Source organism: Rhodococcus sp. 05-340-2 (assembly GCF_002258915.1).
GTDB lineage: Bacteria > Actinomycetota > Actinomycetes > Mycobacteriales > Mycobacteriaceae > Rhodococcoides.
The window spans coordinates 134,129-146,435 of the sequence record NZ_NOYU01000026.1 but is presented as its reverse complement, the minus strand read 5'-3'; the positions used below and the strand labels follow the sequence as shown (position 1 = coordinate 146,435).

General features: G+C 64.8%; 10 protein-coding genes. 6 read left to right on the top strand and 4 right to left on the bottom strand.

Annotation, left to right across the window (positions count from 1 at the left end; all coding sequences use genetic code 11):
• Positions 1 to 11: 11 nt before the first annotated feature.
• The gene (locus CH271_RS14750; RefSeq protein WP_082323530.1) at positions 12 to 581 is read right to left on the bottom strand and encodes a TetR/AcrR family transcriptional regulator; all 570 of its coding nucleotides are present in this window, start codon (positions 579 to 581) and stop codon (positions 12 to 14) included.
• 287 nt (positions 582 to 868) lie between these two features.
• Positions 869 to 2,353 (bottom strand): phenylacetaldehyde dehydrogenase StyD, encoded by a 1,485-nt coding sequence (gene styD, locus CH271_RS14745; RefSeq protein WP_094634074.1) that lies wholly within the window; start codon positions 2,351 to 2,353, stop codon positions 869 to 871.
• Positions 2,354 to 2,654: 301 nt separating this feature from the next.
• Here styD and CH271_RS14740 point away from each other — a divergent pair, with 301 nt between their 5' ends.
• From CH271_RS14740 to CH271_RS14730, 3 genes are read left to right on the top strand one after another with little or no spacing between them, the layout of a single operon-like run.
• Complete coding sequence (locus CH271_RS14740) at positions 2,655 to 3,713, top strand: carbon-nitrogen hydrolase family protein (RefSeq protein WP_094634073.1); 1,059 nt, start codon at positions 2,655 to 2,657, stop codon at positions 3,711 to 3,713.
• Positions 3,706 to 4,707: a phenylacetaldoxime dehydratase family protein gene (locus CH271_RS14735; protein ID WP_094634072.1), complete on the top strand. Its 1,002-nt coding sequence runs from the start codon at positions 3,706 to 3,708 to the stop codon at positions 4,705 to 4,707. Before CH271_RS14740 ends, CH271_RS14735 begins: the two co-directional genes overlap by 8 nt.
• A gap of 20 nt (positions 4,708 to 4,727) precedes the next feature.
• Positions 4,728 to 5,678, top strand: coding sequence for a helix-turn-helix domain-containing protein (locus tag CH271_RS14730; RefSeq protein ID WP_037187511.1), 951 nt, complete (start codon positions 4,728 to 4,730; stop codon positions 5,676 to 5,678).
• A gap of 2 nt (positions 5,679 to 5,680) precedes the next feature.
• On the opposite strand, the gene CH271_RS14725 is transcribed toward CH271_RS14730, so the two are convergent.
• The gene (locus CH271_RS14725) at positions 5,681 to 6,658 is read right to left on the bottom strand and encodes an alpha/beta hydrolase (RefSeq protein ID WP_052047322.1); all 978 of its coding nucleotides are present in this window, start codon (positions 6,656 to 6,658) and stop codon (positions 5,681 to 5,683) included.
• A gap of 261 nt (positions 6,659 to 6,919) precedes the next feature.
• Between CH271_RS14725 and CH271_RS14720 the strand changes: the two genes are divergently transcribed.
• Both CH271_RS14720 and CH271_RS14715 read left to right on the top strand, forming a co-directional pair.
• Positions 6,920 to 7,372: a MarR family winged helix-turn-helix transcriptional regulator gene (locus CH271_RS14720; RefSeq protein WP_256986419.1), complete on the top strand. Its 453-nt coding sequence runs from the start codon at positions 6,920 to 6,922 to the stop codon at positions 7,370 to 7,372.
• On the top strand, positions 7,369 to 7,755 hold the full coding sequence (locus CH271_RS14715) for a DUF5313 family protein (RefSeq protein WP_094634070.1): 387 nt from the start codon (positions 7,369 to 7,371) through the stop codon (positions 7,753 to 7,755). Before CH271_RS14720 ends, CH271_RS14715 begins: the two co-directional genes overlap by 4 nt.
• Here CH271_RS14715 and CH271_RS14710 read toward each other — a convergent pair.
• Positions 7,749 to 10,130: an ATP-binding protein gene (locus CH271_RS14710; RefSeq protein WP_094634069.1), complete on the bottom strand. Its 2,382-nt coding sequence runs from the start codon at positions 10,128 to 10,130 to the stop codon at positions 7,749 to 7,751. The two genes, CH271_RS14715 and CH271_RS14710, sit on opposite strands and share 7 nt — an antisense overlap.
• 123 nt (positions 10,131 to 10,253) lie before the next feature.
• Here CH271_RS14710 and glgX point away from each other — a divergent pair, with 123 nt between their 5' ends.
• Positions 10,254 to 12,296, top strand: a complete 2,043-nt coding sequence (gene glgX / locus CH271_RS14705; protein WP_094634068.1) for a glycogen debranching protein GlgX — start codon at positions 10,254 to 10,256, stop codon at positions 12,294 to 12,296.
• Positions 12,297 to 12,307: the final 11 nt, after the last annotated feature.

Genomic DNA, 12,307 nt, shown 5'->3' with positions numbered 1-12,307 from the left:
ACACAGGGTGGTTACAGCTGAGCTATGAACCGGTCGAGCATCTCGAACTGCCGGCCGGCAGTGGTGTCATCGGGGGTGAGCACGCCGAGAATCTGCATACCCATCATCATGTTGAGCAGCATTTCGACAGCGAGATCGACATCGAAGTCGCCGGCGTCGCCTTCTGCGCGAGCCTGCTCGAGAAACTCCGCCATCCGCGCCCGCCACGACACCAGGGATCGATGGTTCGTGTCGTCCATGTGCTCGTCGTACATCGCGCGCTGCCACAGCGAGACTGCAATTCTCGCCTCGAGCAGAGTCTCTTCGGTCGTCGGCATCACTTCTCGACAGAAGATGCGGAGGGCTTCGAATCCCGTTGCATCGCCGAGCGCTTCGTCGATGCGGCGGTTCGTTGCCTCGAAGACGTGCTCGAATGCGGTGCGGAGTATCTCGTCCTTACCCGCGAAGTAGTGGCTCAGCGCGCCGTTCGTGTATCCCGCCTCGGTCGCGATGTCCCGCATGTTCGCGGCATCGATCCCCTTGGCAGCGATCAAACGCCAGGTTGCCGCGGTGATCGCGCGGCGGCGTTCGTCGTGGTCCACGAGCTTCGGCACAGCCCTACGGTAGCGGCTCCCTGCTCGGACCTAGGGTTCGGGCATCGTCATCATCGCCTTCCGATCCGTTCGGACGTTGTTCTACGTCCGTTGAACTAAATCTTGCGACCTGCTCGTTACGAATCGCGCTTCCGTCGGTAAACACCGCGTTACCCCACGTGAGCGGAACCTCGACCCCTGCTACGAAGTTCCGCTCACCTGGGTCGTTCCGCAGGCTCCACTCCCGCTCACCTGGGTCGTTCCGCAGGCTCCACTCCCGCTCACCTGCGCAAGCTCTAGAGAACGATCGTGACGACCTTCTCCTCTGTGTTGGCCTCGATACCGGCCCACCCGAGTTCACGGCCCGTGCCACTGGATTTCATGCCGCCCCAGGGGAGCGCGGGATCGATTGCCGCCCAACCATTCACCCACACCGCGCCGGAACGAACCTGCGCGGCCAGCGTGTGCGCCCTCGACACGTCGCGGGTCCAGATCGAGGCGGCCAGCCCGTACACCGTGCCGTTGGCGATGGCGATGGCCTCGTCGACGGTGTCGAACGGAATCACCGTTCCGACGGGCCCGAAGATCTCCTCCTGCGCGATCTTCATGTTGTTGTCCGCGTCGGCGAAGATCGTCGGCTCGACGAAATACCCTGCGCCGTCGGGCCGCCCGCCGCCCGCCGCCACCCGTGCTCCGCCGTCGCGTCCGGCCTGGATGTACCCGAGGACACTGTCGCGTTGGGTGGAATTGACCAGTGCGCCCATCGTCGTCGTCGGATCGAACGGATCACCCAACACCTGAGCCGACGCCGCAGCGGCCAAACCATCCACCACCTGAGAGTACAGCGAGCGATGCACGAGCACTCGGGTTCCGGCAGCACACACCTGGCCCTGGTTGAAGAACAGTCCCATCGCGGTTCCGTTGATCGCCGCCTCGAGATCCGCGTCCTCGAGAATGATCTGCGGGGACTTTCCGCCGAGTTCGAGCGTGGTCCGCTTGAACGTATCGGCAGCCTTCTTGGCGATGAGCTTGCCGACCCGAGGACTGCCGGTGAAGCTGATCTTGTCGACGTCCGGATGCCCGACCAAAGCGTCTCCGGTCACTTCCCCCAGTCCTGGAACGACATTGACCACTCCGGCAGGTACGCCCGCCTCGTGGATCAGACGAGCCAGATGCAGGATGGACAGTGGCGCATCCTCCGGCGGCTTGATCACCACGGTGTTTCCGGCGGCCAGAGCGGGCGCGAGCTTCCACGCGGCGATCATCAGCGGGGTGTTCCAGGGAACGATCATGCCGATGACGCCCACCGGCTCACGGACGGTGTACGAGTGCGTCGGCTGCCCGAAGTATCCCGCAGTGGGGATGGAGCTGCCGGTGATCTTGTCGGCCCAGCCGGCGAAGTGCCGGAACGTGGCTGCGGCATTGGGAATGTCGAGCATCGCCGGTTGGCCCACGGGCTTGCCCACGTCGAGAGCCTCGAGCCGCGCCAGCAGGTCCCCGTCACGTTCGATGAGATCGGCAATCCGATTGAGCAGCTTCCCGCGCACTGCTCCGGGAGTCGCGCCCCACTCGCCACCGAGCTGGGCACGGGCGGCACGCACCGCTGCATCGACATCCGACGCGGTGGCCGCCGCAACCTCGGCCAGTGTCTGTTCCGTCGTGGGGTTGATGTCGGTGAACGTGCCTCCGTCGGAAGCGCCGTGCCACTGCCCCGCGATGTAGAGCTCGGTGGCGGTGTCGGTCGGCAACGTCGGTGCGGCCGAATCCTGGACTGCAGTCATGTTTGTTGGCTCCTTCTCGGGTGCCGATAGCGGCACCTGTGGCGTGTCCGGTCCAGACTGCGCCCGGACAGGCGAGAAGGTCTTGTGTGATCGCGCACACATTGTGCGGCAGATGCGCACCGTCCTCAGCCCCGAGCCAGCGGGCCGGGATGACGAATATGTGTCGACACACCGGGCCCCGGTTACCGCCGTGTTTCACCGCCCTGGCGTGCGACGGAGAGTCAATTATTCCGACACATCGAGGCCATCCATCGGCCTCTCAGCAGGCAAAACTGGTGCCCTCCCACACGAAAGGCCCGCAATGACACACCACCAGTTTCGCGCCGCAGCAGTCCAGGCCGCGCCGGTATTTCTCGATCTCGACGCATCGATCGACAAGGCCATCGGCCTGATCGAGGACGCGTCCCGCGCCGGAGCCGAGCTCATCGCGTTTCCCGAGACCTACCTGCCCGGCTATCCCTGGTACATCTGGCTCGACGCACCGGCATGGGGTTTTCAGTTCACGCAGCGCTACTTCGACAACTCACTGGAGTACGGAACACCCCAGGCAGCTCGAATTGCGCAGGCCGCCAGAGACAACCACATCATGGTCGTGATGGGCCTGAGCGAGCGATACAAGGCCAGTCTCTACATCGCCCAGTGGATCATCGACGCCGAGGGCAAGACCGTCGCGATGCGCCGCAAGCTCAAGCCGACGCACGTCGAACGCACCGTGTACGGCGAAGGTGACGGCTCCGACCTGTCGGTATACGACACCGACCTCGGACGCGTCGGCGCACTGTGCTGCTGGGAGCACCTGCAACCGTTGTCGAAGTACGCGATGTACGCCCAGAACGAGCAGGTGCACATCGGAGCCTGGCCCAGCTTCTCGCTCTACACCGGCGCGGCCTACGCCCTCGGGCCCGAGGTCAACACCGCTGCCAGCCGCATCTACGCCGTCGAAGGCGGCTGCTTCGTCATCAGCCCCTGCGCGACCGTCTCCCCCGAGATGATCGACATCATGTGCACCGATGACGCCAAGCGCGCGATGCTCACCGCAGGCGGCGGTCATGCCCGCATCTTCGCGCCAGACGGCCAACTGATGCACGAGCCACTCGCACCCGACGCCGAAGGCATCGTCTACGCCGACATCGATACCAGCCTCATTTCGATCGCCAAGGCGGCCGCCGACCCGGCCGGCCACTATTCGCGTCCGGACGTGACGAGACTGTGGCTCGACAAGACTCCCGGCGACCGCGTCGTGTCGGGTGCGCAGCCTGTCGCGAACGCGCGGTACGACTTCACCGAGGACGTCGCCGCCGAGGTACGTCTGGAGATCACCGAACAGCTCGCTCGCGACGAGGACGCGGCCCGTGTCTGAACTCGAATCCGCGATCCCCGATCATCTCGTCGTTCCACGGTCGTGTCCGCGTCGAACACCCGAGGGCTACCAGCCGCCCTTCCCGTCGTACGTCGCGCGCTTTCCGGTATCCACCGAACGAGTAGTGATGGGCTACTTCGGAATACAAGGCCTGCCCGACGCCTCCCCGTGGGGTGACGAGGGTCCTTCCCGAACGGACCGGGCGCGCTACACCGACGAGGAAGGCATCGACACGACGGTGTTCATCGGCTACTGGGACGACGTCGCAGTGTTCGATCGCTGGTTCGACTCCGTCGGTCGGCACTGGACGAGCGTCAGAGGCCGCTTCGTCGAAATCATCAGACCGACCGTCGACCGCTACGAGACACTCTTCTCTTCCACCGGCCGCATGGAAGGTGTTGCCACTCTGACGGATTCACTCAGTGGAACCATCGAAGAGCATGCCTACTGGGGCGGGGTAAGGGATCGAATCCCGTTGTCGCAGAGCGACTCACTTGCCCCCAGCGGGGAGCCTCAGGTCGTACGCGACGGCGACAGAGTCACGATTGTGCCGCAGGAGAACCTCTGCCTCATCCGATCCGGGCAGGATTGGGCCGATACGGCCGGGTCCGAACGAGAGATGTACCTGCGGGACGTCGAACCGGTGTTGCGGGCCGGCATGGACTTTCTCCGCGACGACGGACTGGCCATCGGCTGCTTCGCCAACCGGTACATGACCGTCGTGACCGACGACGGCACCGATACCGACAAATCGTTCGGGATGAGTTGGTGGCGCAGTCTGAGCGACCTCGAAGCGTGGGCCGAGTCGCATCCGACGCACGTGGCGATCTTCGGTGCTGCGCTGAAGTATCTGTCGACGATGGGGCCCGCGGCGTCGCTGAGGCTCTATCACGAGGTCACCGTGGCAGCGGCGGACGAGCAGTACTTCGAGTACTTCGGCTGCCACGACCGCACGGGTCTGCTGCGTACCGCTGCGGAGCGTTCTACTCTGTGACGAGACGGGAGGTACCTGACATGGCCGATCCGCTGCGCACCGACTCCGTCGACCTGGCCGACAGCGTCGATTTCTGGACCGCTGCGGTGAGTCGGACGTACGTCGATCTCGAGTGCACGATTCCCGAGAACGCGTCGGCCATCACCGGGCATATCGAGTCCACCGGACTTGCGACTCTCGGGTTGTCGCGAGTGTCGGCGACAGCTCAGAGCGTGCTGCGAACGCCTGCAGGTATCTCCCGAACCAGTGACGACTACTTCCTGGTCAGTGTCCAGACGTCGGGGACCGGGTTCGTCGTCCAGGACGACCGAACTGCGGTCCTGCAACCGGGAGACTTCGCGCTCTACGACACCACCCGGCCGTACAGTCTTCGCTTCGACGACCCGTTTTCCCAGTACGTCCTGATGCTCCCCGGAGCGACGCTGAGGACGCTCGTCCGGGATACGGGTTCGTTGACCGCGCGGGCGGTGTCGGGACGACACGGAGCAGGGAAACTGCTCGTCAGCATGATCTCGTCGATCATGGACGACGCCGACATGAGTACCGCCTCGGCCGAGGCCGTGTCGCAGAGCGTCGAGTACATCCTGGTCGCAGGCCTGGTCGGACTCACCGGGGTCGAGAAGCCGGCGCCGTATGCGGCCTCGGAGAGACTCGGTGAGATCAAACGTGCGATGACCGCGCGGCTGCGGGATCCTGACCTCACCGTGACAGAAGTGGCTGCGTCCCTGCACTTGTCGCTGAGTACGGTGCATCGAGCGTTCGCCGGTGAGCCCTGTACCGCCAGCGAGTGGATCTGGATGCAGCGACTCGACGGCGTCAAACGCGCTCTGTGCGAACCCCAGAATTCCCGCACGACCATCGGAGCCCTGGCGGCGTCCTGGGGATTCACCGACCCGGCCCACTTCAGCCGCGCCTTCCGGGCCCGCTTCGGCTGCACTCCCAAGGACTTTCGCGACACCAACCGCGGGTGAGCTCAGATCCCGAGTGATCCCGCCAGCGTGGGCCAGCTCTTGGGCAGTTGCTCCACCCAGTAGGGCCACGAATGGGTTCCGGTCTCGGTGAAGTCGAACGTGGCGGGGATGTTCAACTGGCCGAGTCGATCCGCAAGTCGATGGGTGCAGTAGTTCGCGCCCACCTCGATGAGACCACCGACCACCACCACGTCGAGTGCCGACGCGCTGTCGAAGCTCTCGTGCGGCCCTGGCGCTCCCGTTCCCACCGACACGTACACGTCGGTGCCGCGCAGGCTTTCGGCGTTGACCACCGAATCATGTTGTGCCCAGGCGGGATCGAGCGGGCCACCCCACATGTTGTCGGCGTTTCCGCCGAATGCTCCGACGATCGCGCGGATACTCGCCTGCCCCATGGGCTCCGAGGAGGCGAAACAACCGCTGTACGACGCCACCCCGGAGTAGACATCCGGGTTACGTGCAGCCAGCATCATGGCCGACTGCGCGCCCATCGACAGTCCGGCGATCGCGTTGCGTCCGTTGCCGTCCACGGCTGCGTCGATCAGCGGCGGCAGCTCCTGGGTCAGGAACGTCTCCCACTGGTATCGACCCAGCTTCGGGTCGTCGCGCTGCCAGTCGGTGTAGAAGCTGCCGGGGCCGGCCAGAGGCAGCACGACGTTGACGTTCTTGTCGGCGAAGAATTCGGCCGCTCCGCCCTTGCGGAGCCACATGCTGTTGTCGGGGTCCTCTTCGCCGATGCCGCTGAGCATGTACAGCGTCGGCCGGGATCCGGTCTTCACTGCCGGAGTGAGCACCTGGACCTCGACGACGGCCCCCATCGCGGGCGATTCCACGCTCAGAGTTCGTAGGGTGTCGGACGCGATCGATGTGTCGACGATCCGAGCCACAGGCTCGACGGGATCGGCCGTCGCGACGCCGACCGAGGACACGGACAGCATTGCGGCGACGACGAACGGGGTGAAGATGCGTCGACGACGCATGGCGATCCTCTCGAGATTTGTCACAGGGCGGGATTTGTCACAAAGAAATGGCGAAGTGCATGGAGCATTGCACAGCAACCGACCGGATGAAATGCCGAACGAGAACTCATCCGATTCGGACCGACCGGGACTCTGACAACACATCACCGCACGAGCATTCGCCCCTTTTTGCAACATCTTTCGGGCATCGAGTTCTCAGTTTCAGTATTGGGTCGCCCACTAATGGTTAATGCACTAAGTAATTCTGGTAGCCTCGACGGCGTGACGACCACCGAAGATCCACTCGCGCTCGATCGCCAGGTCTGCTTTGCGCTCGCCGTCGCCAACCGTGCCGTGCTGTCGGTGTATCGGCCACTGCTCGAGCCGATGGGACTGACGCATCCGCAGTATCTGGTGATGCTGGCGTTGTGGGGCGAGTCGCCGATGTCGGTCAAAGCCATCGGATCGGCACTGCAGCTCGACTCGCCCACCCTCTCGCCGCTTCTCAAGCGTCTGGAGTCGATGGGGTTGCTCACCCGTAATCGAAGCGCCGAGGACGAGCGCGTTCTGCTCGTCGCGCTCACTGCGGCCGGGGCCGCGCTCCGCAAGAAGGCCGAGAAGATCCCACCCGCCGTCGTGGCGAAGCTCGGCGCGTCACTCGCCGAGCTCGACGAACTGCGACGCGTCCTCACCCGCGTCAACGACGCGGCCATCGCAGCAGGAGCACTGTCGTGAACACTCGCCCGACCCGCACCCGTCCCCGCTTCGGCCAATGGCTGGGCTACGCCGTCCTCGGCCGCAAACTCCCCGATTCCATGCAGGACTGGGTTCGACACGATCTCGTCGGGCCGGGAGCAACGCCGCGTCACATCCTGCGGTCGATGATTCCGTTCCTACCGATCTTCATCGGATTCTTCGTCCTCTTCCCAGGAGCGATCTGGCTGCGCGCCTCGATGGTGCTGCTCAGCCTGCTGCTCGCGCTGTTCTACACGGCGGCGTACATGGACCAGAACCGCGCCCGACGCCTCGAGATCCACGGGCTACCGGCAGACCTGAAGAGCGAGAAGAAAACGGCCGAACTCGAACGGGAACGCGAGAACTACCGCCGCAATCACTGACCTTCGCGGCTGAGCCCAGCGGTGAAGTCGTCGGCGATCATGGTTGCCAGGTCGCGAGTTTTGCGGTTCGAGTTCTGCGACAGTTCGGTCAGTTGCGCGAAGGCCGCGTCGGCGTCGATGCGGTACACCGACATCAGGATTCCGACGGCACGGCCGATGGCCGCACGGGTGTCGAGGGCACTGCGCAGCGTCGCGGCCTGGTTGTCGCTTTCTTCGAGCAACTGCTCGCGCATGCGGGACAGTTCGAGGTGCACTCGAACGCGGGCCACCAACTCGCGGTCGTGGAACGGTTTGACGATGTAGTCCTCGGCACCGCGCCCGAGGCCGTCGAGTACGAAGTCGGTTCCCGCTCGGGCGGTCAGCAGGATCACCGGCACCCGCTGCAGGTCGTCGTCGCGGCGGATCTCGTCCACCAGTTCCAGACCGCTGCGACCGGGAAGCATCACATCGGACAGTACGAGCCCCGGCTTCGTCGATCGGGCGCTGTCGAGTGCGGTCTCGATGTCGCCCGCGGTCGTGACGGACCAGCCCTCGGCGATCAGCAGGCGGACGAGATAGTTGCGCAAGTCGACGTTGTCTTCGACGAGCAGGATGTCCGCTCGGTCGGCGGTCACCGTCGCCGAGTCGTTCGAGGCGAAGATCGCCGACACCGAATCGGCAGCGGCTGCGGGCCGCTCGACGGCTGCGGCGGCCTCCACCGGTAGGCGCGGCACCACAACGGTGAAGACACTGCCGCGGCCCACCTCGCTGTCGACGTCGATACGCCCGCCGAGGGCGGTGAGAAGGTCCGATACGAGGGCCAGCCCGATGCCGGAGCCTTCGATACTGTGTGCGCCGGATCGTTCGACGCGGTGGAACCGCTCGAAGATGCGCGGCAGATCGTCGGCGGGGATGCCGAGCCCGGTATCGGCCACGACGAGGCGAACGGTGTCGGTGTCGCCCCTCAGTCGTACGGAGATCCGACCGGACTGGGTGTACTTCACGGCGTTCGCGACAAGATTGAACACGATCTTCGACCACATCTCGCAGTCGATCAGGACGACCACGTCCTCCCCTGCGTCGGAGACGAGCTCGAGTCCTCGATCCGAGGCGACCGACGCGAACATGGACACGCAATCGCGCGTCACCGCGGCGAGGTCGGTCGGCTCGGGATGCGCGACGAGTTGACCGGCATCCGCGCTGACCACGTCCAACAGATCGTCGACGAGCCTGCGCAGTCGCATCGACGCACGGTGAACGACATCGAGGGACTCTCGGTCGGACTCCGTCAGCGTCGACGCCACACTCCCCCGTACCGCATCCAGCGGACCGGTGAGCAAGGTCAAGGGAGTGCGGAACTCGTGTCCGACGTTCTCGAGCAGACGCGTCTTCGCTTCGTCGGCCTCCGCCAGTGCCGCAACGCGTCGTCTCTCCATCTCGAAGGCGTGCGAGGCGGTCAGTGCGGTCGACACTCGCTCGGCCACCGCGACGAGGAAGGACTCGACGGAGTCGTCCTGAGCGAGGTATTCGTCGACTCCGATCAGCAGGGCTCCGACGGGCCGAACCGATCCTGCCAGGGCCAACGGAACGACCACAGCGCTCGTGACGGCCCCGTCGACGTCGACGGTCGAATGGATCAGCCGTCCGTCCGAGACGTCGACGACGTCTGCGAGGTCCCAGGTTGCGGCTTCGCATCCGACCGCACCCGACGTCGCGATGTGGTCGAGTTCTCCGTCGTCGGACAAGCCGCGGCGCAGGTAGGCCGCCACGAGGGGGAACTCACGTGCCTCGTTGCCCAATGCCTCGACGGCGCGCCGGCAGATCTCCACGGGACCGCCGATGTCGTCACCGGTCAGCGACCCCAGGGCGAGCAGCGCACGCATCCGGCGTTCGCCGAGCACCTGCATGGTCACCTCGGTCGTGGCGACGAACACGCCGAGTACCGTACGGCCCGCTCCGAAGATCGGGCTGTACGAGAAAGTCCAGTACGTCTCCTCGGGGTAGCCGTGACGATTCATCAGGAACATCTGCCGAACACCGTGAACCGGCTTCCGGTCATCGATCACCTGCGTGCACAATCCGCCGACGTAGTCCCACATTTCGGACCAACAGTCACTGGCTCGCTGACCCGCAGCGTCCGGGAACTTCGCCCCGAGGAAATCGGTGTACGTGTGGTTGAAGATCTGCACCAGCTGCGGACCCCACCAGATCAGCATCGGGATCGTCGACGGCATGACGGTTCGTACGGCCGTCACCAACTCCTGCGGCCAGCTCTCCACCGGTCCCAGATCGGTCGCCGTCCAATCCAGCTCGCGAAAACGCGCGTCGGTGGCGTTGTCACCCGGAAACAGCTCGTCCAGCTGGGCCGAACTGCCGTCGGGTTGTGGGGAATTCATCGCCTCGTCCTTCGTAACCTGCGTTCCGCGGACATTCTACGGGCGCAATCTCGGCATCGATAGTAGCCGAACGGCCGGTATGCAGGCGTTTCGCTCGTCCTTCCTGGGGGTACAGCGGCCAGCATGCCCTCCTCATCAAGCCTCCCGTATCCCCTGGGTGTCTCGCAACTGTCCACCGACGGTGCCAACCTTGCCGTCTACTCCGAAACAGCGGATTCGGTGTCCGTGGTCGTGCTGAACGACGACGGAACAGAGCGCAGTACAACGCCTTTGACGCAGCTCACCGGCCACGTCTTCCACGATCTGGTTCCCGATGTCACGCCGGGTGCCCGCTACGGACTGCGCGTCGACGGCCCGTGGGATCCCGCGTCGGGGCTGCGGCACAACTCGGCGAAGTTGCTCCTCGACCCGTATGCAACCGCCATCACCGGTCAGGTCGATTGGAACGAGTCGGTCTTCTCGCATCTGCATGCCGAGCCGGAGACCCGCAACAACGAGGACTCGGGGCCTCACATGCCGTATTCCGTTGCGGTGCAGTCGAATTTCGATTGGTCCGGCGACGAGTCACCGCGCACACCCTTGGACAAGACGGTCGTCTACGAGGTTCATGTGAAGGGATTCACCGCCACCAATCCCGATGTACCCGAGGATATTCGAGGAACGTACGCCGGCCTGGCGCACCCCGCCGCGATCGCGCATCTCAAGCGCATCGGCGTCACCGCGGTGGAGTTGCTGCCGATCCACCAGTTCGTCCAGGATTCGCATCTGCTCGAGGAAGGGCGGCGGAACTACTGGGGATACAACTCCATCGGCTTCTTCGCGCCGCACAACGAATACAGCAGCAGCGGGGACACCGGCGGCCAGGTGGACGAGTTCAAGGCATTGGTCAAGGCCATGCACGAGAACGGCATCGAGGTCATTCTCGACGTCGTCTACAACCACACCGCCGAGGGCAACCATCTCGGACCGACGCTCTCGCTCAAGGGAATCGACAACGGCTCGCACTACCGACTGGTCGACGACGACCGGAGCGCGTACTACGACACCACGGGTACCGGCAACAGTCTCAACGTCGGCCATCCCGCAGCCCTGGCGCTGATCCTGGACTCGCTGCGGTACTGGGTGACCGAGATGCACGTGGACGGCTTCCGCTTCGACCTCGCCAGCACCCTGACTCGCCAGGACTCGGACCTGAACGTGCACAGCGCATTCCTGAGCCTGGTGCATCAGGACCCGACGCTGGCCCCGGTCAAGCTCATCGCCGAACCGTGGGACACCCAGGGCTATCAGGTGGGCGGATTCCCGGCCCGCTGGTCGGAGTGGAACGGTAAGTTCCGCGACGACGTCCGTGACTTCTGGCGCGGCGAGGGCGGTGCGCTTCCCGCACTGGCTCAGCGCGTCACCGGCAGCCCTGACGTCTACGAGAGCACCCGTCGACCCACGTTGGCCAGCGTCAACTTCATCACCGCACACGACGGTTTCACGTTGGCCGACTTGAATTCCTACGACGACAAGCACAACGAGGAGAACGGCGAGGACAGCCAGGACGGCGAGTCCGACAACCGCTCGTGGGGCTGCGGAGCCGAGGGCCCGACCGACGACGAGGGCGTCAACGCGCTGCGGGCCCGCCAGCAACGTAACCACCTGGCCACGCTGCTGCTCTCGGCCGGAGTTCCGATGATCCTCGGCGGCGACGAGCTCGGCCGAACGCAGAACGGCAACAACAACGCCTACTGCCAGGACAACGAGGTCTCCTGGTTCGACTGGAGCACAGCCGATCAGGACCTCATCGACTTCACCACCCATCTCATCGCGCTCCGCACCGAGCACCCGGCCCTGCGTCCCACCTGGTTCCGCCACGACAGCGATTCCGAGGAAGAGGGAGCGGGCCCGGACACCGTCGACTTCTACCGCGCCGACGGCGAGAAGCTGTCCGACGAGGATTGGTCGGACGGTAATGCGCACAGCATCCTGGTGTTGATGCGCGCAGGCGAGGGAGATGCGTCGTTCGCGTGGATGGTCAACGCCTCACCCGGGACCGTGGAATTCACCCTGCCGAAGGTCACGTGGACTCAGTCGACCTCGAGTGACCCGGACCAGGCCTACGAGGCCGGCGGCCCGTCCATCCTGATCCGAGAACATTCGTTCACGTTGCTGCAGGGCTGACCCGGTACCGA

Bases quoted from the DNA above. Each gene is read 5' to 3' on its own strand.
- styD (WP_094634074.1), bottom strand. From the start codon at position 2,353: ATGACTGCAGTCCAGGATTCGGCCGCACCGACGTTGCCGACCGACACC.
- CH271_RS14740 (WP_094634073.1), top strand. From the start codon at position 2,655: ATGACACACCACCAGTTTCGCGCCGCAGCAGTCCAGGCCGCGCCGGTA.
- CH271_RS14730 (WP_037187511.1), top strand. From the start codon at position 4,728: ATGGCCGATCCGCTGCGCACCGACTCCGTCGACCTGGCCGACAGCGTC.
- CH271_RS14725 (WP_052047322.1), bottom strand. From the start codon at position 6,658: ATGCGTCGTCGACGCATCTTCACCCCGTTCGTCGTCGCCGCAATGCTG.
- CH271_RS14710 (WP_094634069.1), bottom strand. From the start codon at position 10,130: ATGAATTCCCCACAACCCGACGGCAGTTCGGCCCAGCTGGACGAGCTG.
- glgX (WP_094634068.1), top strand. From the start codon at position 10,254: ATGCCCTCCTCATCAAGCCTCCCGTATCCCCTGGGTGTCTCGCAACTG.